This window comes from Saccharothrix sp. NBAS 001 (assembly GCF_056640475.1).
The window spans coordinates 10,436,782-10,456,702 of record NZ_CM153251.1; the positions used below are offsets into that span (position 1 = coordinate 10,436,782).

Sequence of the window (19,921 nt, forward strand, 5' to 3'; positions counted from 1 at the left end):
CGACATGGAACTGGACGTCCACCACCTGCGGCTCGTGCAGGCCATCGGCGTGACCGGGAGCCTGTCCGAGGCGGCGGTGCTGCTCGGCATCAGCCAGCCCGCGGTCAGCGGCAAGCTCAAACGCCTGGAGAACACCCTGGGCCAGCGGCTGTTCGACCGCGGCCCGAACACCGCGGCCACGCCCACCCCGACCGGCGAGCTGCTGCTGGACCGGATCGGCGCGGTGCTGCCGCTGATGGAGGGACTGGTGCGGGACATCGAGACCCGCACCACCTCGCCCGCCGTGCCCAGGGTCGGCGGGGTGTGCTCGCCGATCCTGGGCCACCTGCCCGCCATCGTCGGCAACCGGCTGCCCGGCGGCGCGGGCGCGTCGCTGTTCGACAGCGAGTGCCGCGAGCTGGTCGTGGACCTGGTGGAGCAGGGCCGGCTGGAAGTGGGTGTGGTCAAGGACTACCCGGGGTTCGAGACGGTCGCGCCGGCGTGCGTCGGCACGGCCGTCGTCGCGCACGACCCGACGCTCGTGCTGCTGCCCGAGGACCACCGGTTGGCCCGGCACAAGGTGGTCGAACTCTGGCAGCTCGCGGACGAGGACTGGGCGCTGCCCGCGCCGGACTCGACCCGGTTCCACGAGTACTTCCACCGCACGTGCCGGGAGTTCGGGTTCGCGCCGCGCGTGCGCTACACGTCGGAGTCCTACGGGATGACCCTCGCGGCGGTGCGCAACGGGGCGGTCGGGTTGTCGCAGGCGGCGTGCGAAGGGCACCAGAACGTGGCGGTGCGGCTGCTCGCCGACGACGTGCTGTCCCGCCGGTTCCTGCTGCTGTGGCACCGGGACCGGGTGCCCGCCGGGTGCTCCCGGCTGCTGGTCGCGGACGCGGAGGCCGCCTACCGGCAGGAGTGCCGCACCTCGCCGGTCTACTCCCGTTACCTGGCTTGACGAAAGGGTGTCCACCGGCCGGGCCCTCCGACCGGCGGACACCTCCCACCCTGCGAGTGGTCAGCGGTGCTCGGCGGGCGGGGCGGTGGTGCCGTGCACCCACGCCTCGTAGAACGCCGTCAGGTCCATGTCCGCGACGGCGGCGGTGTAGAGCTCCCAGTCGTGCCAGCCCTGGTTCCACTGGTCGTTGATCTCCGGGAACTCCCGCAGCACGGTGAAGAACTTGTCGTCACCGATCTTCTTGCGCAGCGCGTGCACCATCAGCACGCCCTTGTCGGTGACCCCGAACTCCGCGCCCCGTCCGGGATCGGCCAGCGGGCGGGCCCAGAACGGGGTGTCCGCGCGGCGCAGCCCCTCCTGGTAGCGCTGCTCGACCGGCAGGCCGCCCCGGGACTCCTCCCACAGCCACACCAGGTACCAGGCGAACGACTCGACCATCGGCTGGTCGCGCCACATCTTGACGGCCAACTTGTTCCCCCACCACTGCGCGGCCACCGCGTGCACCAGCGACGCCTGGTCGGCGCCCGCGCCGTAGACCGGGCGGCCCTGGGCCGGGTGGGTGTAGCCCAACCGGTCGGCGACGAACACGCCACCGGCCGTCGAGAACGGGTACGGTCCGAGCTTGCCGCCCAGGAACTCCACCACGGCGGGCAGGGACGGGGCGAGCGCGGTGTTCGCGCCCGGCGCGAACGCGTCCAGCACCGGCGTGCCGCCGGGCAGCGCCGACTCGCGCACGGTGAACCGGTCGACGGCGATCATCGTGGCGGACGGCGCGATCGGCGTCTCCTCGGCCCACCGTCCCTTGTGGACCTTGTCGCGCGCGCCGTTGGACACCACCGTCCAGCCGTACGGGACCGCCGCGTCGAGGTGGAACGTCGCCTTGTCGGCCGTGGTGTCGTTGACCGGGAACCAGGTCGACGCCGAGTGCGGCGCGCCGGCCGCCAGCGCGCCGCCGGTCCGGGTCGTCCGCCACCCGGTCACGCCGCGCGGGGTCGACTCGGCGACCGGCCGGCCGCAGTAGACGATCTCGACCTTGAACGAGGTGCCGGCCGCCAGCACGGCGGCCGGCGTGACGACGAGTTCGTGCTCCTTGGCCCGGCTGAACTTCGCGGGCACGCCGTCGACCTTCACCGACGTCACCGACAGCCCCCGCAGGTCCAGGTCGAACCGGCTCAGCCGCTGGGTGGTCGTCGCGGTCACGACCGTCCGGGCGCTCAGGAAGCGCGAGGCCGGGTCGTAGGACAGCGAGACGGCGTAGTCGGCGACGTCGTAGCCGCCGTTGCCGTCGGTGGGGTAGTACGGGTCGACGCCGAGCACGGTGCCGTTCGGCGCGACGTGCACGTACCCGTCGGAGCCGACGGTGTCGTCCGCGAGCGCCGCGGGAGCGCCCTGGGAGAAGCCGCACAAGGACAGACCGCACAGCAGCAGGGTGGCGGACGTGACCGTTCGCCGGATGGGCACAGCCATGGGGGAAACCTCTCGCGCAGGGTCAGGGCCGGGCCAGTCTCGATCGACCGCCCGGCCCCGGACCACTGCCAGTTCCCTATGTCCGGGCGTTATCCCGGCCCGCCCACGCCTTGGCCAGCGCGAGCTTGCCCCCGGTGTGCATCAGCGACCCGGAGTACAGCCGGCTCGCCAGCAGCACGATCACCACCACGGCCGCGGCCAGCAGGCCGAGGGCGGCCACCGCCTCCCACGGCTGGGCCTGGCCCGCGAACAGCCGCACCGGCATCGCGATCGCCGCCGAGAACGGCACGAACGACAGCACCGTCATCACGGTCGCGTTGTCGGAGAAGAACAGCACGCCGAAGTACGGCCCGAACACCAGCATCATCACCAGGCTCATGCTGGAACCCAGGTCCTCCTGCCGGCTGACCAGCGAGCCCGCCACCGCCCACATCGAGGCCAGCAGCACGAAACCCAGCAGCAGGAACGGCACGAACCAGCCCAGCGCGGGCGCGACCAGCGCCAGCAGTTCCGAGTGCCCGCCCAGGCCGAGCGCGACGGGCGTGACGGCCGCGATCACCACCACCTGGCCGAGGGTGAGCAGCGCGTGCCCCGCGATCTTGCCCGCCAGCAGGGCCCGCACCGGGATGGTGGACACCAGGATCTCCACGATCCGGGTCTGCTTCTCGGTCACCGTGCTCTGCGCGATCGCCGCGCCGCCCATCCCGAACAGCAGGAACACCAGCGCGAACACCATGATCACCAGCTGCCGCAGGCCCTGGCCGACCTCGGAGGGGTCCAGCAGGTCGACCGGGGGAGCGGTGCGCAGCGACGCCAGCACGTCGACCGGCGGGTCGTTGAGCGCGATCACCCGCACGCCGGTCGTCGAGGTCCCGCTGTCGTCGGGCACCACGGCCGCCTCGACCTCCTCGCCGCGGATCAGCGCCCGCGCGGCGTCCACGTCGGCGGCCTGCCGGACCTCCAACCCGCTGCCCGCCAGCACCTCCGCCGCCTCGGACCCGACCGCGGCGACCTTGGTCTGACCGCCGCCGACCACGGTGGGCAGCACCGACATCGCGAACAGCCCGACCACGATCACCGCGAGGCCGATCCAGAAACCCTTGGTGCGCAGGAACGTCCTCATCTCGCGCTCGGCGACCAGCCGGGTGGCGGTGGCGAAGCTCTGCGTCCCGGTGGTCATCTAGATCGCCTCCATGAAGATCTCGTCCAACGTCGGCACGACGGGGGCGAACCCGCGCACCGGGCCGCGCCGCAGCGCGGTGTCCAGCACGACCTGGTCCGCGTCCGGCGCCAGCGGCTCGAACACCGCGCGCGGCCCGTCCACGTCCACGACCCGCACGCCCGGGACGTCCCGCACCCACCCCGCGTCGGCCGCCACGACCAGTTCGAAGCGCGGCGTGCCGTGTCGGGCGCGGAGTTCGTCCCGGGCGCCGCTCGCGGCGATCCGGCCGCCGGAGATGATGACGACGTCGTCGCACAGCCGTTCCACCACGGACAGCTGGTGGCTGGAGAACAGCACCGGCACCCCGGCGGACGCGCGTTCGCGCAGCACGCCCAGCACGGTCTCGACCGCGATCGGGTCCAGGCCGGAGAACGGCTCGTCGAGGATCAGCAGCACCGGGTCGTGCACCAGCGCGGCGGCGATCTGCGCGCGCTGCTGGTTGCCCAGGGACAGCTCTTCGAGCTTGTCCTCGGCGCGGTGGTCGAGTTCCAGCTTCTCCAGCAGCAGCGCGGTGTTGCGCCGCGCGGTGTCCTTGTCCAGGCCGTGCAGCCGGGCCAGCCAGGTGATCTGCTCGGCGACCCCCATCTTCGGGTAGAGCCCGCGCTCCTCGGGCATGTACCCGAACCGCTGCCGGACCGCCCCGGTGACCGGCTCGCCGTCCCAGGTGACGCTGCCGCTCTGCGCGGCCAGCACGCCCAGCACGATCCGCATGGTGGTGGTCTTGCCGGACCCGTTCGCCCCCAGGAACCCGGTCATCCGACCGGGCCGCACCTCGAAGGACACGCCGTCGAGGACCCGGTGATCGCCGAAACTGCGCCCGATCGACGTCACTGTCAACATGCCCGCAACGCTATGCACCACCGCGAACCGGCACGTCCGGCGCGCGATCGACCTCCGGGGTCCTCCGCGAGGATGACCTCGGCCCCCGCGCGCGGGCCGCCGCGATCAGCCGTGGCCGGGCGCGACGATGCCGTGCTCGTAGGCGAACACGACGGCGTGCGTGCGGTCGCGCAGGCCCAGTTTCGCCAAGATCCGCGACACGTGCGTCTTCACCGTCGTCTCACCCAGGAACAGCGCCGCGGCGATCTCCGCGTTGCTCGCCCCGCGCGCCAGGTGCACCAGCACCTCGAACTCGCGCCCGGTCAGCTCGGACGGCCGCGCGGCGGGCGTCGGCGGGCCCGGCGCGGAGAAGCGGGCGATCACCCGGCGGGTCACCTCGGGCGAGAGCAGGGCGTCGCCGCGCGCGACGATCCGCACCGACTCGACCAGGTCCTCCGGCGACGAGTTCTTCAGCAGGAACCCGCTCGCGCCCGCCCGCAGCGCCTCGAACAGGTAGTCCTCCCGGTCGAACGTGGTCAGGATGACCACCTTGATCGGGTGCTCGGCTCCGGCCGGGCCGAGGATGCGGCGGGTCGCCTCCAGGCCGTCCACCCCGGGCATCTGCACGTCCATCAGCACGACGTCCGGCCGCAGCCGCTCGACCACGGCCACCGCCTCCAGGCCGTCGCGCGCCTCGCCGACCACCTCGATGCCGTCCTCGGTGCCCAGGATCACCCGGAAGCCCGCCCGGACCAGGTCCTGGTCGTCGGCGAGCACCACGCGCAGCGCGCCGCTCACGCCGGGAACCACGCGCGCACCCGGTAGCCGCCGCCCCGCCGGGGCCCGGCCTCCAGCTGACCGCCGTGCACGGCGACCCGCTCCCGCATCCCGACCAGCCCGAACCCGCCCCGTCCCGGGGCGCCGGACCGGCCGTGGCCGTCGTCGGCCACCTCGACCTCCAGCGACGTCTCCAGGAACCGCACCCGCACGTCCGCGCGGCGCGCGCTCGCGTGCTTCACCACGTTGGTCAACGACTCCTGCACGATCCGGTACGCCGACAGCGCCACCGCCTCCGGCACCGGGCGCGGGTCGCCGAACACGCCGTGGTCGACGTCGAGCCCCGTGGAACGGGCCATCGCGGCCAGCTCGGGCAGCTGCTCCAGCCCCGGCGAGGACGTCTCGCCGCCCGCCTGGTCGGGCTCCTCGTCCGGCTCGGCCCGCAGCACGCCCAGCAGCCCGCGCAGCTCGCCGATCGCCGTGCGGGCGGTCTCCTCGACGGTCTGCAACGCCGACCGCGCCAGCTCCGGGTCGCGGTCGAGCACCCGCCGGGCCGCGCCCGCCTGCACGCCCATCACCGACACGTGGTGCGCCACCACGTCGTGCAGGTCACGGGCGATGCGCACGCGTTCGGCGACGAGCGCGCCCCGGGTGTTCTGCTCCTGCGACAGCCGAAGCTGCTCGCCCCAGTGCGCCAGCTCCGCCCGCCGGCGCGCGGACAACCACGCCACGTCGCCGAAGAAGTAGGCGGCCAGGAAGTAGATCAGGTTGAACGCGATCCCGTACAGGATCGACGCCAGCACCGGGTCGAGCGGCCCGGCCGCGCCCTCGAACGGCGGCGCGGGCTCGATCGTGAACCGCACCAGCCCGAACCCCAGCCACGCGAACATCGCCGCGACGACGGCGACCCGCACCCGCCGCGCGGCGGTCCGGTCCCGCGCCCACGCGCCCGCGCTGTAGAGGGCGATGAACAGCGCGATCGACGGGACCAGGTTGTCGCCGATGTGCCGGACCTGGCCCGCGATGAACACCACGCCGACCACCACCGGCACGACCAGCGGGTACCGCCGGCGCAGCGCGAGCGGCGCGCTGACCGCCACACCCCAGGCGAACTGCTCGACCAGCGTCGGGCCGCCGCCCCAGATGTTCGCGCCCATGCTGCTGATCAGCACGGTCATCACCGCCGAGCCGGCGGCCACGGCGAGCGCGAGCCACCAGTCGTGGCGCTCCCGGGCGGGGGTGGGGCGCGGTCGTCGCCACTGGCTCCAGTCGAGGTCCCCGGCCGGGTGCGGCGGGTCGTCGGGACGGGGAGTCATGCCCCAGAACGTAGCTTGCGGCCGAGGTCGGAGGCTGGCCGGGTGCGCAGAGCGGAGTTTGCACAGCCGACTTTGCAAAGGGTAGTTTGCGGTCATGGGCACCGACGAGGACGTCGCGCTGGACCGGGCGCGCGCCCGCAGCCACCCGTTGCGGCTGGCTCTGCTGGACCTGCTGGCGGCCGGGCCGCTGACCGCGACCCGGGCCGCCGCCGAACTCGGCACGAACAGCGGGGCGACGTCGTTCCACCTGCGCCGGCTCGCGCTGTTCGGGCTGGTGGAGGAGGTGGCCGGGCACACCGGCCGGGAGAAGCCGTGGCGGCTGGCGCAGCTGCCCGCCGACGCGCTGGACGAGCGCGACGACCTGCGCTACGCCCGGTGGCGCGAACTGCGCCACCGCTACCCGCAGCGGTGGCGGCGGCAGTCGGCGGCCGGGTACACCGTGCACTTGACGCCGGACGAGGTGGACGCGCTCGGCGCGGCCATCCTCGACCTGGTCGCGCCCTACTTCGACCGCGAGCAGGACCCGTCGGCCCGGCCCGCCGGGTCCGCGCCGGTGGCGCTGACCACCCGGATGTACCCGCTGGCCGCGCCCGGGGAGCTGGAGCCGTGACGGTCCGGCCGATCGTCCCGTTCGGCCGGCCGGTGCTGCACGCGCCGACCCGGCCCGTGCGGCGGTTCGACGACGAGCTGCGGCGGCTGGTCGCGGACCTGTTCGAGACCATGGCCGACGCGCCCGGCGCGGGCCTCGCGGCCAACCAGGTCGGCGTCGACCTGCGGGTGTTCGTCTACGACTGCGGGCCGGACGCCCGGGGCTGCCTGGTCAACCCGGTGCTCGAACGGCTGGCGGGCGGCCTTCAGGACGGCGAGGAGGGCTGCCTGTCCGCGCCGGGCCTGGCCTACCGGACGCCGCGCGCCTTGAACGTCCGGTGCTCCGGCCTGGACGAGAACGGCGTCGAGCGCGTGGTGACCGCGTCCGGCTACCTGGCGCGGTGCTTCCAGCACGAGGTGGACCACCTCGACGGCACGGTCTACGTGCAGCGCCTGGGCGGCAAGACCCGCCGGCGGGCCGACCGGGACGTCGCGAACTCCGCCTGGTACCACCCGGACGTCCGGTGAGGGCGTCCACAGTGGACTGGAGCGCCCCGGGGCGGCGGAACCGCCGCCCCGGGGGTCGTGCCGGAACCCGGGGGCTCCGCCGGGCTCAGTACACGTAGCACTCCGTGCCGGTGTAGCTCGCCGCCCGGAGGTCCGCCTTGGCCAGGGAACCGCGGAAGTTGCGGTCGACCTCGGCCTTCTCGGCGGCGTTGGGCAGGTCGTTCTTGCAGGTCGCCGGCGCGCTCGAACCCGACATCAGGTCCGTGCACAGGCCGGTCCGGCGGTCGGGCAGACCGAGGATGTGCCCGATCTCGTGGGTGGTGATGCGGGGCCGGTAGTGGCCCTGCTGGACGGCCTGGCGGCCCATGTACACCGTGCCGTTGCCGAGCGAGGTCGGCATCGCCCGGGGCCAGCCGTTGTCCGCGTAGATGCGGATGTTGGTCGGCGTGCCGGGGCCCTTCTTGGCCAGCTTGACGTTGGCGACGGACTTGTTCCAGTTCTCCGCTGCCTTGTCCCAGTCGGCCACGAACTCCTGGGCCTGGCTGGTGTCGTAGTACAGGGTGCGCACCAGCGCCTGGGACTCCGCCGCCGTGGCGCTGGGGGCGGTGACCGCCACCAGCGGCAGCAGCGCGCCCAACGCCAGTACGGCGGCACGCGCGACCTTTCGCACGAGCATGGTGATCTCCTTTGAGCAGGGAACAGCAGGGAGCCGTTGACAGGGGGTGGCTCCCCTCGCCCAAGTAACCAGGCGTAGCGGATTATGAACAGACCCGTACGTAGGGTTTACCGGTGCCCGGCGCGGTACCGGAGGTGGTCCTGCTCCGGTTGTCGTAACGTGTTGGGCTGTCGGTGGCCCAGTACTGTCAAACGACCATCCACAGAGGACGTCCATGACCTTCGAACCGGTGCCGTGGTGGACCTCGGCCGTCGTGTACCAGGTCTACCCGCGCAGCTTCGCGGACGCGGACGGTGACGGGATCGGCGACCTGGCCGGGGTGGCGTCCCGGCTCGACCACCTCCGCCGGCTCGGCGTCGACGTGCTGTGGCTGTCGCCGGTCTACGCCTCGCCGCAGGCCGACAACGGCTACGACATCTCCGACTACCAGGCGATCGACCCGGTGTTCGGCACGATGGAGGACTTCGACCGGCTGTTGGCCGCGGTGCACGAGCGCGGCATGAAGCTGGTCATGGACCTGGTGGTGAACCACACCTCCGACGAGCACCCGTGGTTCGCCGAGTCGCGGTCGTCCCCGGACAGCCCCAAGCGCGATTGGTACTGGTGGCGGCCCCCGCGCGAGGGGTTCGCGGCGGGCGGGCCGGGCGCGGAGCCGACGAACTGGGAGTCGTTCTTCTCCGGTCCGACCTGGACCCTGGACGAGCCGTCCGGCGAGTACTACCTGCACCTGTTCGACCGCAAGCAGCCCGACCTGAACTGGGAGAACCCGGAAGTCCGGCAGGCCGTCCACGCGATGATGCGCTGGTGGCTGGACCGGGGCGTGGACGGCTTCCGGATGGACGTGATCAACCTGATCGCCAAGGACCCCGACCTGCCCGACGGCGCGCCGACCGGGACCGGCGGCCTCGGCGACGGCTTCCCGCACTACGGCACGCGCCCGCGCGTCCACGAGTTCCTGCGCGAGATGCACCGCGAGGTGTTCGAGGGCCGGCCCGGCCGGTCGCTGACCGTCGGCGAGATGCCCGGCGTGACCACCGACCAGGCCCGGCGGTTCACCGACCCGGCGCGCCGCGAGGTGGACATGGTGTTCCAGTTCGAGCACGTCTCGCTGGACCACGGGCCGGGCGGCAAGTTCGACCCCCGGCCGCTGGACCTGCGCGCCCTCAAGGCGTGCCTGGGCCGCTGGCAGGCCGCGCTGGGCGAGGTGGGCTGGAACAGCCTGTACTGGAACAACCACGACCAGCCCCGGGTGGTGTCCCGGTTCGGCGACGACGGCCGCTGGTGGCGCGAGTCGGCGACGGCGCTGGGCACCGTGCTGCACCTGCACCGCGGCACCCCGTACGTCTACCAGGGCGAGGAGCTGGGCATGACGAACGCGCCGTTCGCCGGCCCGGCCGACCTGCGCGACGTGGAATCGCTCAACCACTACCGGGAAGCCGTCGCGGCGGGCGCGGACCCGGCGGAGGTGATGCGCGGGATCCGCGCGATGGGCCGGGACAACGCCCGCACCCCCGTGCAGTGGGACGGCGGCCCGAACGCCGGGTTCGGCGCGGGGGAGCCGTGGCTGCCGGTGAACCCCAACCACACCTGGCTCAACGCCGAGGCGCAGTACGACGATCCGGCGTCGGTGTTCCACCACTACCGGCGGCTGATCGCGCTGCGGCACGAGCTTCCCGTGGTGGCGCTGGGCGATTTCCGGATGCTGCTGCCCGGCCACCCCGCGGTGTACGCCTACGAGCGGTCGCTGGACGGCGTCCGGCTGCTGGTCGTGGCGAACCTCGGCGACGCCGACCAGACGGTCCCGATCGACTGGCCCGCAACGGATCCGGTGCTGTCCAACGTCGAGCCGGCACGGCTGGACGGCACGGTCCACCTCACCCCGTGGGCGGCCCACGTGTTCACTGTGGACAGTGCCGGGTAGTCCGGCCGAACCCTCCGCCCGCGTCGACCGCCGGACCGCGCGCGCCGGGCGTGACAGTGGCCGTGATCGGCGTCGGTGCGCCGTGGGCACCGGTCGGGCGGGCGGTCGGCCGGTGATCCCGCGCGGGTGGCCGTCACCGTTTCGGGGTAGTGGATCCGGCGTGGTCGTGGGGCTACCGTAGGCCACATGGACGATGCCGCGTTACTGCTCGAACATGCCCCCACCCTGGAGGACGTGCACCGGATCGTGCGCACCTCCGCCCGCCGTTCGGCGAACGCGGACGGCGCGACGTTCGTGCTGCTGGACGGCGACCAGTGCTACTACGCCGACGAGGACTCGATGAGCCCCCTGTGGAAGGGGCAGCGGTTCGCGGCGTCGACGTGCATCAGCGGCTGGGCGATGATCAACCGGCGGACCGTGGCGATCGGCGACATCCGGGTGGACGACCGCATCCCGCAGGCCGCCTACCGGCCCACGTTCGTGCGCAGCCTGGTGGTCGTGCCGATCCTGAGCCCCGACCCGATCGGCGCGATCGGCGCGTACTGGGCGACCCACCGGCACGCGACCGCGCGCGAGATCGCCGCGCTGGAGGCGCTGGCGGTCTCCGCCGCGCACGCGATGGAGCGCTTCCCGGAGGGCATCCCGGCACGCGGTCCGAAGTTCTGACCCCTCGCCCGAGCGCCGGGCGCGAGCACGCCGTCACCCGCCGCGCACGGTCCGGCGCACCACCGCCGGCGGGTGCCCTTCGCCGGGGCGCGCGGGAGTGCTTAATCACGAGCTTTCGCGGCACCTCCTCGTCCACACTGGACGGGTGCTGTTGACGCTGACCACCACCCACCGCCCGGCGACCGACCTCGGCCACCTGCTGCACAAGCATCCCGACCGGGCGCAGTCGTTCTCCACCTCCGCCGGTCCCGCGCACGTGTTCTACCCCCGCGCGGACGAGCGGGAGTGCACCGTCGCGCTCCTGCTGGAGGTCGACCCCGTCGGGCTGGTGCGAGGTCCCGGCAGCACCCTCACGCAGTACGTCAACGACCGGCCGTACGTGGCCGGCTCGCTGTTCACCGTCGCGCTGGGCACGGTCTTCCGCACCGCGATGAACGGCCGCAGCCAGAGCCGCGCCGAGCTGGCCGCCACCCCGATCCCGCTCTCCGTGCGCCTGCCCGTCCTGCCGCACCGCCTGGTGGACAAGCTGTTCACGCCGCTGGGCTGGACCGCGACCATCACCCCGATCCCGCTGGACGACGAGGAGGACTCGCGCTACGCCGACGTCACCCTCACCGGCACGCTGACGCTGTCCGACGCCCTCAAGCACCTCTACGTGCTGCTGCCCGTGCTCGACGGCAGCAAGCACTACTACGTGTCCGAGGACGAGGTGGACAAGCTGCTGCGGGCGGGCGAGGGCTGGCTCGGCACGCACCCCGAGCGCGAGTTGATCACCACCCGATACCTGATGCGCCGCCGTCCGCTGGTGCAGTCCGCGCTGTCCCGGCTGGCCGACGTCGAAGGGGTCGAGCCCGAGGAGCTGGACAACGCGCTCACCGAACCGCGCGTCTCGCTCGCCGTGCAACGCCGGGAAACCCTGGTGGCGCAGCTGAAGGAAGCGGGCGCGCGGCGCGTGCTCGACCTCGGCTGCGGCGGCGGGGCGCTGCTGCGCGCGCTGCTCGCCGACCCGTCGTTCACCGAGATCCACGGCGTGGACGTCTCGGCGCAGGCGTTGCGGGTCGCCGCGCGCAAGCTCGGCCTGGAGCGGATGGGCGACCGGCAGCGGGAACGGCTGACGCTGCGCCAGTCGTCGCTCACCTACGCCGACCCGGAGCTGGCCGGGTACGACGCGGCCGTGCTGATGGAGGTCGTGGAGCACCTCGACCCGTCCCGGCTGCCCGCGCTGGAGAACTCGGTGTTCGTCGTGGCCCGGCCACGCACGGTCCTGGTCACCACGCCCAACGTCGAGTACAACGCGCTGTTCGAGACCTTGCCCGCCGGGCAGTTGCGGCACTCGGACCACCGCTTCGAGTGGACCCGCGCGCAGTTCCGCGCGTGGGGCGACGGGATCGCCGCTCGGCGCGGCTACACCGTGCGCTACCTGCCCGTGGGCCCCGAGGACGCCGACCTCGGCGCGCCGACCCAGCTCGCGGTCTTCACCCTGGGGGAGCAGGACTGATGGAACTCAAGATCCCCGACCTGTGCCTGGTCGTGCTGGTCGGCGCCTCCGGCTCGGGCAAGTCCACCTTCGCGCGCAAGCACTTCAAGCCGACCCAGGTGCTGTCCAGCGACTACTTCCGCGGCCTGGTCTCCGACGACGAGAACGACCAGTCGGCGTCCGGCGCGGCGTTCGACGTGCTGCACTACGTGGCGGGCAAGCGGCTCGACGCCGGGCGCACCACCGTGATCGACGCGACGAACGTGCAGCGCGCCGACCGCGCGCACCTGGTCGAGCTGGCCCGCGCGCACGACGTGCTGCCGGTCGCGATCGTGCTGGACACGCCGGAAGCGGTGTGCCTGGCGCGCAACGCCGAGCGCCCCGACCGCGACTTCGGCGCGCACGTCGTGCGCCGGCACCGCGAGGCGCTGCGCAAGTCGGTGAAGTCCCTCGGCAAGGAGGGCTTCCGCAAGGTGCACGTGCTGCGCACCCAGTCCGATGTGGACGGTGCGGTGATCGTGCCGGAGCGGCTGCTCAACGACCTGCGCGAGCAGACCGGACCGTTCGACGTGATCGGCGACGTGCACGGCTGCCGCGCCGAGCTGGAGGACCTGCTGGCCGAGCTGGGCTACGACCTGGTGCGCGACGAGGCGGGCCGGCCGGTCGACGCGGTGCCGCCCGCCGGCCGGCGCGCGGCGTTCGTCGGCGACCTGGTGGACCGGGGCCCGGACACGCCCGGCGTGCTGCGCCTGGTGATGGGCATGGTCGACGCGGGGCACGCGCACGTCGTGTGCGGCAACCACGAGCAGAAGCTGGTGCGCGCCCTGCGCGGCCGCAACGTCCAGGTCAAGCACGGCCTCGCGGAGTCGTTGGCCCAGCTGGCGCGGGAGTCCGAGGAGTTCCGCGCGACCGTCGAGCGGTTCTGCGACGGCCTGGTGTCGCACTACGTCCTCGACGGCGGCGCGCTGGTGCTGGCGCACGCCGGGCTGCCGGAGCGCTACCACGGCCGCGCGTCGGGCCGGGTGCGCGGCTTCGCGCTCTACGGCGACACGACCGGCGAGACCGACGAGTACGGCCTGCCGGTCCGCTACCCGTGGGCGGACGAGTACCGGGGCCGCGCGACCGTGCTCTACGGGCACACGCCGACCCCGGAGGTCGAGTGGGTCAACAACACCATGTGCCTGGACACCGGTGTGGTGTTCGGCGGGCGGCTGACCGCGCTGCGCTACCCGGAGCGCGAGGTGGTCTCCGTGCCCGCGCACCAGGTCTGGTACGAGCCGGTCCGGCCGCTGGTCGCGCCGGGACCCGAGCGCGCGCCCGACGTCCTGGCGCTGTCGGACGTGACGGGCCGCCGCACGGTCGAGACGACCCACCGCGGTCGGGTCACCGTGCGCCCGGAGCAGGCCGCGTCGGCGTTGGAGGTGATGAGCCGCTTCGCGGTCGACCCGAACGACCTGCTGTACCTGCCGCCGACCATGGCGCCCACCGCGACGTCGCGGCGCCCGGACGTCCTGGAGCACCCGGAGGAGGCGTTCGCCGAGTACCGCGACGCCGGCGTGCGCGAGGTGATCTGCCAGGAGAAGCACATGGGCTCCCGCGCGGTCGTCCTGGTGCGCAAGGACTCCGGCGTGATCCACACCCGCACCGGCCGCCCGTTCTTCGACGGCGACCTGGCCGACGAGTTCCTGGCCGGGGTGCGCGCGGCGGTGACCGAGGCGGACCTGTGGGGCCGGTTCGACACCGACTGGCTGCTCCTGGACGCCGAGCTGCTGCCGTGGAACGCCAAGGCGGCCGGTCTGATCAAGGACCAGTACGCCTCGGTGGGCGCGGCGGCGGTCGGCGCGCTCTCGGCCGCCTCGGACGTGCTGGCGGCGACGGCGGCCCGTGGCGTGGACGTGGCGGACCTGGTGGCGCGCACCGGTTCCCGCCTGGCGAACGCGGCCGGCTACCGGGCGGCGTACGAGCGGTACATCTGGCCCACGAAGGGGCTGGAGGGGGTCCGCCTGGCCCCGTTCCAGCTCCTGGCGGCGCGCGGCGCGACCTTCCACGACCGCGACCACCTGTGGCACCTGGAAACGCTGGGCGACCTGCCCGGCGAGATCTTCACGCGCACCCGCCACCGGGTGGTCGACACGACCGACGAGGCGCAGGTGGCCGAAGCCGTGCGGTGGTGGGAGGAACTCACCGCGGCCGGTGGCGAGGGCATGGTGGTCAAGCCGCTGGCCAACCTGACCAAGGGTGGGCGCGGCCTGGTGCAGCCCGGCATCAAGGTCCGCGGCCGGGAGTACCTGCGGATCATCTACGGCCCGGACTACACCGAGCCGGACAACCTGGCCCGCCTGCGCAAGCGCGCCCTGGGCGCGAAGCGGTCGCTGGCGGTCCGCGAGTACGCCCTGGGCCTGGAAGCGCTGGAACGGGCCGCGCGCGGCGAGCCGCTGTGGCGCGTGCACGAGTGCGTGTTCGCCGTCCTGGCGCTGGAATCCGAGCCGGTGGACCCGCGCCTGTAGTGCCGTCGACCCACCGGCCGCCTTCGCTGGCCGGCCGGCGGGTCCGCGTGCCGCACCGGCAGGCGCGCGGGGTTCGTCGGCCGGTGCCTGGCAGGACACCTCGGGCGAGGAGACGCCGGAGATCTCGGGCTGCGGTCGGTCGGCCCACGTCGGCTCGACGCCCGGGCCGACGTGTCGGTCGGGTTCAACGACGATCTGGCCGGTGAGGCCACCCGGATCGCCAACCGCATCCGCGGCCTGCCCACCGGCGTCCACCCCCGGCACCACGGCGGCCGACACCGTGCCGCCCCGCCTGGCCGACAGCCTGAAGACCGTTCTGCTGCAACGCAAACAGGTCGCCACCGAGGTCGAGCGGATACGCGATGCGCACCCTCTCGCCGGGGTCCTGACCCCGATCCCCGGCATCGGCATCAGGACCGCCGCCCGCATCCTGCCGGAGATCGGCGACGCCACCGGCTTCAAGACCTCCGGCCATCCGGCCGCCCGCGCCGGCGTGGCCCTTGCCCGGTGAGCCCGGGTCAGGGCCGCAGGCCGTGCACGGTGAGGCCGAGCAGCCGGGTGGCCGGGATGGTGGTGCGCTCGCTGCCCCACGCCACGCCGGAGGCCAGGATGAGCACCTCCTCCGCCGTCACGTCCGGCGCGACCGCGCCCGCCTCCTGCGCCCGCTCGATCAGCCCGGTCGCGGCGGCCCGCATCGCCGCGCACGCCGCGTGCAGGTCGGACTCCTCGTCGCGCAGGGCGGCCAGCACCGACTCCGGCAGGCCCCGGTAGGTGGTGGAGCGGGCCACGAACTCGGCCAGCCACTGGTCGAGCGCGTCGGCGGGCGGCGTGTCGGCCAGTGCCTCGGCCTTGGCGCGCAGCAGGTCGAACCGCTGCCGCAGCAGGGCTTCCAGCAGGGCTTCGCGGGTCGGGAAGTGCCGGTAGAGGGTGCCGATCCCGATCCCGGCGCGGCGGGCGATGTCCCGCAGCGACGCTTCGGTGCCGTGTTCGGCGAACGCCTCGGCGGCCACGGCGACGATCTGGTCGTGGTTGCGGCGGGCGTCGGCGCGGGGCCGGTCGGGCACGGGAACACCTCCGTTGACAAAGCGGAGCAGTGCTCCGTATCTTTCGGAGCAGTGCTCCGCATCCGGGAGCCTAGCCGAGGGGACACGACGATGGCGCAAGCAGTGCTCGTCACGGGAGCGGTCGGGCAACAAGGGGGCGCGACGGCCCGCCGGCTGCTGGCCGACGGGTGGCACGTCCGGGCGCTCGTGCGGGACCCGGCCGTGCCGAAGGCGCGGGACCTCGCGGCGGCCGGCGCGGAACTGGTCGTGGGGGACATGCGGGACCGGGACTCGCTGGACCGGGCCGTCGCGGGCGCGCACGGGGTGTTCAGCGTGCAGCCCGCCGCGACCACCCCGGACGTCCCGGAGGTCGAGATGGGGGTCAACGTCGCCGACGCCGCCGTGGCGGCCGGGGTGGCGCACCTGGTCTACACCTCGGTCGGGGGAGCGGAACGGGCCACCGGGATCTCGCACTGGAACACCAAGTGGCGGATCGAGCAGCACCTGCGCGGCCTCGACCTGACCACGACCGTGCTGCGGCCGGTGATGTTCATGGAGAACCACGCCGCGCCGGGGTTCGGCGTGCGCGGCGAGCACGCGCTGGTCCGGATGATCCCGCCGAAGGCCACCGTGCAGCTCATCGCGGTGCACGACATCGGGGCGTTCGCCGGGCTCGCGTTCGGCGACCCGGAGCGCTACGCGGGGCGGGCGCTGGAGATCGCCGGCGACGAGGTCACGAGGGGCGACCTCGTCGCCGCGCTGGGCGCCGCGCTCGGCGAGGAGATCGACACCGACCCGCTGCCCGCGCAGGCCCTGGCCGGCCTGCGGGTGGACCCGGACGACCTCGCCGCGGCCGGGTCGTTCGCCGGGTGGCAGGCCGACATCCCGGCGCTGCGGGCGCTGCACCCCGGCCTGTGGGACCTGCCCACGTGGCTGGCCAACGAGGGCACCGCCCTGCTCAAGGCGTACCGGGGCTAGTCAGCGCGCGCCGGTCGACCTTGCCGTTGGCGGTGCGCGGCAGGGCCGCGACCACCTCCAGCCGGTCCACGATCATGTGGCGGGGCAACAACTCCGCGCACCGGCGCTTGGCGTCCAGCAGGCCGAACGCGCGGCCCGCCAAGGGCACCACGTACGCGGTGAGCCGGGCGTCCACCCCGCTCCCGACCACGGCCACCGCCACCTCGCTGACCAGCGGGTGGGACTGGAGCGCCGCCTCCACGTCGCCGAGTTCCACCCGGTTCCCGCGGATCTTCACCATGTTGTCCCGGCGGCCCAGGTAGTGGAGGTCGCCGTCGCGCAGCACCACCCGGTCCCCGGTGCGGTACGGGCCGTCGTGCGGCGGCGCGCCGTGGTAGCCCAGCATCACGGTCGGCCCGTCGACCACCAGTTCGCCCTCTTCCCCCGGTGCCGCCGGGGTTCCGTCGTCCCGGACGACCCACGCCCGGTCGCCCGAGCAGGCCCGGCCGATCGGGGCCGGGTGCGTCCAGTCGTCCGGGACGTCGGCCACCTCGTAGAACGTGCACACGTTCGTCTCGGTCGGCCCGTACAGGTTGAGCAGCCGGACCGCCGGGAAGCGGGTGCGCAGCGCGCGCAGGTGGTCGACCGGGTAGGGCTCGCCGGCGAACAGCACCGCGCGCAGGTCGGGCAGGTCGGCGGCGAGCAGCCCGCCGTCCCTGGCCATCAGGATCAGCACCGACGGCACCGAGTACCAGACGGTGATGCGCTGTGCGCAGAGCAGTTCCACCAGCAGGCGGGGTGCGTACGCGGTCTCCTGCGGCACCAGGTGGACCGGCGCGCCCGCCAGGAACGCGACGTACAGGTCCAGCACCGACAGGTCGAAGTGCAGCGGCGCGTGGTTGGCGAACCGGTCCGCCGGCCCGGCCGTCAGCTCGGCCGCCGCCCACTCCACGAACGCCATCGCGTTGCGGTGCGAGATCCGCACGCCCTTGGGCACCCCGGTGGAGCCCGAGGTGTAGAGGATGTACGCCAGGTCGTCCGGCGACGTCGGCACCCGGGGCAGCGGGTCCACCGGCCCGCCGCCGAGCGTCACGCACAGGGTGGTGAACTCGCCGCCCAACGACTCCGCGCCCTCCGGCGTGGTGATCACGACCCGGGGCGCGCAGTCCTTGATCACCTGCACCGCCCGGTCGACCGGGCTCAGCGGGTCGACCGGCACGTACGCCGCGCCCAGCCGCAACACCGCCTGCATCGCGACCACCGCGACGGTGGACTTGGGCAGCCACAACGCCACCCGGTCACCCGCCACCACGTCCATTGTGGACAGCAGGTGGCCGAGCCGGTCGGCCTCGGCGTCGAGTTCCCGATAGCTCAGCGCGCCGTCGGCCGCCGAGACGGCGTTGCCGGTGCTCGTCGCGTGCGCGCGGACCAGGTCGTGCAGCAGTCTCACAGCCCCAGCTCCTTGGCCACCTGCTCCAGCTGCATCTCCGAGGTGCCGGAGAACGTGGTGGCGGCCAGGGCGTCGAGCAGCTCGTGCCCGACCCCGGACCCGGCCCGCACCCCGGCGCCGCCCAGCACCCGCACCGCGAACGCCGCGACGTCCACCGCGACCTCGCTGACCGCGAGCTTCGCGCCGGCCACGTCCAGCGCGGCCCGCTCGCCCCGGTCCAGCCGCCAGCACGCCCGCCACAGCAGCAGCCGCGCCGCCTCCAACCGGCCGTGCAGGCGCGCGATCGCGTGCGACACGGCCTGGTTCCGGCCGATCGCCCGCCCGAACTGGTGGCGCTCGCGGGCGTGCGCCACGCACCGCTCCAGCAGCCGCCCGGCCTGCCCCAGGTAGGCGGCGAACAGGCAGGTCCGCTCCCACCGCATGGACGACTGGAAGATCGCCGCGCCCTGCCCCGGCACGCCCAGCACGTGGTGGGCGGGGACCCGGCACCCCTCGAACCGGACCTCGCCGACCGGGCAGGTGTCGAGCACCTGCTTGCCGAACGGCTCCACCGACAGGCCGGGGGTGTCCCGCTCCACCACGAACCCGGTCACCCCCAGGTGGCCGAACTCCGGGTCGGTCGACGCGTACACCACGAACACGTCGGCCTCGGGGGCGTTGCTGACGAACGACTTCACGCCGTCGAGCACGTAGTGGTCGCCGTCCGCGCGGGCGGTCGCGACCAGCGCCGTGACGTCCGAACCGGCGTCGTGCTCGGTGATCGCGTTGGCCCCCACCCACTCGCCCGAGGCCAGCAGCGGCAGCACGCGTTCGCGCACCCGCTCGCCGCCGTGCTCGGCGATCGGCATGGCGCACGCGAACAGGTGGGCCAGCGCCGCGAACACCAACCCCATGTCCGGGCAGCCCAGCCCGAACGCCTCCATGGCGCGGGCGGTGTCGAGGAACCCGCGCCCGGAGCCGCCGAGGTCGGCGGGCACGCTGTAGCCGAGCAGCCCGGCGTCACCGCACCGCCGCCACCGCTTCCTGGTCAGGCCCGCCGACCGCTCGTCCGGCCAGCCGGCGGTCTCCGCGCGGACGCGGTCGAAGTCGGCCTGCGCGGCCGGGTGCCATCCGAAGTCCACGCGACCGAACAGTAAGCAGCCCGCGCCGGGTTGTCCTCCCCTGGAATACCGGCCCGAACCTGGCCGCACGGACAGGTCCGCCCTCCGCCGAACGGCCGGCTCCCGCCCGCCATTCCGATGGAAGACAGTGGTTTTCCACGCCTCATAGCATCCGAACCACATCCGGTGGTGCGGCACGGATACGGAGATGTGCATGGAACACGCTGAGGTCCTGGGCACGCTGACGGAGTTCATCCGGGAGAAGGTGCTGGACTCCGCCGGGGTGGAGATCCTCCCGGACACCCCGCTGCTGGAATGGGGCATCCTCAACAGCCTGTCCACGACCGCCCTGGTCGTGTTCATCGGCGAGCGGCTCGGGGTCGACGTGCCCGCCGAACGCATGGTCGGCCGCAACTTCCGAGATCTGGACAGCATCACGCGGCTGGTGCTCGAACTCGACCACGACGTCCGGAAAGTCTGAGCTGGGGGCA

Annotated in this window: 18 protein-coding genes and 1 pseudogene; 10 read left to right on the forward strand and 9 right to left on the reverse strand. The window is 73.5% G+C overall.

Going from position 1 to position 19,921, the window contains the following annotated elements:
- Positions 1-4 precede the first annotated feature (4 nt).
- Positions 5-937: a LysR family transcriptional regulator gene (locus tag AC0HI0_RS47350; protein ID WP_480930004.1), complete on the forward strand. Its 933-nt coding sequence runs from the start codon at positions 5-7 to the stop codon at positions 935-937.
- A gap of 60 nt (positions 938-997) precedes the next feature.
- Here AC0HI0_RS47350 and AC0HI0_RS47355 read toward each other — a convergent pair whose 3' ends face one another.
- The 5 genes from AC0HI0_RS47355 to AC0HI0_RS47375 form a co-directional block, all read right to left on the reverse strand.
- Positions 998-2,404 (reverse strand): M1 family metallopeptidase, encoded by a 1,407-nt coding sequence (locus AC0HI0_RS47355; protein WP_480930005.1) that lies wholly within the window; start codon positions 2,402-2,404, stop codon positions 998-1,000.
- Positions 2,405-2,480: 76 nt separating this feature from the next.
- A complete protein-coding gene (locus AC0HI0_RS47360; protein WP_480930006.1) occupies positions 2,481-3,584 on the reverse strand; it encodes an ABC transporter permease in 1,104 nt (367 codons plus the stop codon).
- Positions 3,585-4,466 carry an ABC transporter ATP-binding protein gene (locus AC0HI0_RS47365; protein WP_480930007.1) on the reverse strand — a complete coding sequence of 294 codons (882 nt, stop codon included), beginning with the start codon at positions 4,464-4,466 and terminating at the stop codon, positions 3,585-3,587.
- A gap of 105 nt (positions 4,467-4,571) precedes the next feature.
- Positions 4,572-5,243 (reverse strand): response regulator, encoded by a 672-nt coding sequence (locus AC0HI0_RS47370; RefSeq protein WP_480930008.1) that lies wholly within the window; start codon positions 5,241-5,243, stop codon positions 4,572-4,574.
- Positions 5,240-6,538 (reverse strand): sensor histidine kinase, encoded by a 1,299-nt coding sequence (locus AC0HI0_RS47375; RefSeq protein WP_480930009.1) that lies wholly within the window; start codon positions 6,536-6,538, stop codon positions 5,240-5,242. Before AC0HI0_RS47375 ends, AC0HI0_RS47370 begins: the two co-directional genes overlap by 4 nt.
- 94 nt (positions 6,539-6,632) lie before the next feature.
- Between AC0HI0_RS47375 and AC0HI0_RS47380 the strand changes: the two genes are divergently transcribed.
- Both AC0HI0_RS47380 and def read left to right on the forward strand, forming a co-directional pair.
- The gene (locus AC0HI0_RS47380) at positions 6,633-7,148 is read left to right on the forward strand and encodes a helix-turn-helix domain-containing protein (RefSeq protein ID WP_480930010.1); all 516 of its coding nucleotides are present in this window, start codon (positions 6,633-6,635) and stop codon (positions 7,146-7,148) included.
- A complete protein-coding gene (def, locus tag AC0HI0_RS47385; RefSeq protein ID WP_480930011.1) occupies positions 7,145-7,654 on the forward strand; it encodes a peptide deformylase in 510 nt (169 codons plus the stop codon). Before AC0HI0_RS47380 ends, def begins: the two co-directional genes overlap by 4 nt.
- Positions 7,655-7,739: 85 nt before the next feature.
- Here def and AC0HI0_RS47390 read toward each other — a convergent pair whose 3' ends face one another.
- Positions 7,740-8,309, reverse strand: coding sequence for a snapalysin family zinc-dependent metalloprotease (locus tag AC0HI0_RS47390; RefSeq protein WP_480930012.1), 570 nt, complete (start codon positions 8,307-8,309; stop codon positions 7,740-7,742).
- 214 nt (positions 8,310-8,523) lie between these two features.
- Here AC0HI0_RS47390 and AC0HI0_RS47395 point away from each other — a divergent pair, with 214 nt between their 5' ends.
- The 5 genes and pseudogenes from AC0HI0_RS47395 to AC0HI0_RS47415 all read left to right on the forward strand — a co-directional run.
- Positions 8,524-10,230 (forward strand): alpha-glucosidase, encoded by a 1,707-nt coding sequence (locus AC0HI0_RS47395; RefSeq protein ID WP_480930013.1) that lies wholly within the window; start codon positions 8,524-8,526, stop codon positions 10,228-10,230.
- Positions 10,231-10,416: 186 nt separating this feature from the next.
- Entirely contained in the window at positions 10,417-10,896 is a 480-nt protein-coding gene (locus AC0HI0_RS47400; RefSeq protein ID WP_480930014.1) for a GAF domain-containing protein, read from the forward strand.
- Positions 10,897-11,041: 145 nt separating this feature from the next.
- A complete protein-coding gene (locus tag AC0HI0_RS47405) occupies positions 11,042-12,394 on the forward strand; it encodes a 3' terminal RNA ribose 2'-O-methyltransferase Hen1 (protein ID WP_480930015.1) in 1,353 nt (450 codons plus the stop codon).
- Positions 12,394-14,880 (forward strand): polynucleotide kinase-phosphatase, encoded by a 2,487-nt coding sequence (locus tag AC0HI0_RS47410; RefSeq protein ID WP_480930016.1) that lies wholly within the window; start codon positions 12,394-12,396, stop codon positions 14,878-14,880. The genes AC0HI0_RS47405 and AC0HI0_RS47410 overlap by 1 nt, the downstream gene beginning before the upstream one ends.
- Before the next feature lie 159 nt (positions 14,881-15,039).
- Positions 15,040-15,379: pseudogene (locus tag AC0HI0_RS47415) on the forward strand (transposase); the annotation flags it as partial.
- Positions 15,380-15,398: 19 nt separating this feature from the next.
- Here AC0HI0_RS47415 and AC0HI0_RS47420 read toward each other — a convergent pair.
- Complete coding sequence (locus AC0HI0_RS47420; protein ID WP_480930017.1) at positions 15,399-15,944, reverse strand: TetR/AcrR family transcriptional regulator; 546 nt, start codon at positions 15,942-15,944, stop codon at positions 15,399-15,401.
- A 90-nt stretch (positions 15,945-16,034) separates the two neighbouring features.
- On the opposite strand from AC0HI0_RS47420, the gene AC0HI0_RS47425 reads away from it, so the two are divergent.
- Positions 16,035-16,901: an NmrA/HSCARG family protein gene (locus AC0HI0_RS47425; protein ID WP_480930018.1), complete on the forward strand. Its 867-nt coding sequence runs from the start codon at positions 16,035-16,037 to the stop codon at positions 16,899-16,901.
- On the opposite strand, the gene AC0HI0_RS47430 is transcribed toward AC0HI0_RS47425, so the two are convergent.
- Positions 16,882-18,330 (reverse strand): amino acid adenylation domain-containing protein, encoded by a 1,449-nt coding sequence (locus AC0HI0_RS47430; protein ID WP_480930019.1) that lies wholly within the window; start codon positions 18,328-18,330, stop codon positions 16,882-16,884. The genes AC0HI0_RS47425 and AC0HI0_RS47430 overlap by 20 nt on opposite strands.
- Entirely contained in the window at positions 18,327-19,451 is a 1,125-nt protein-coding gene (locus AC0HI0_RS47435; RefSeq protein WP_480930020.1) for an acyl-CoA dehydrogenase family protein, read from the reverse strand. The genes AC0HI0_RS47430 and AC0HI0_RS47435 overlap by 4 nt, the downstream gene beginning before the upstream one ends.
- A 193-nt stretch (positions 19,452-19,644) precedes the next feature.
- On the opposite strand from AC0HI0_RS47435, the gene AC0HI0_RS47440 reads away from it, so the two are divergent.
- A complete protein-coding gene (locus tag AC0HI0_RS47440) occupies positions 19,645-19,911 on the forward strand; it encodes a phosphopantetheine-binding protein (protein ID WP_480930021.1) in 267 nt (88 codons plus the stop codon).
- The last annotated feature ends 10 nt before the right edge of the window (positions 19,912-19,921 follow it).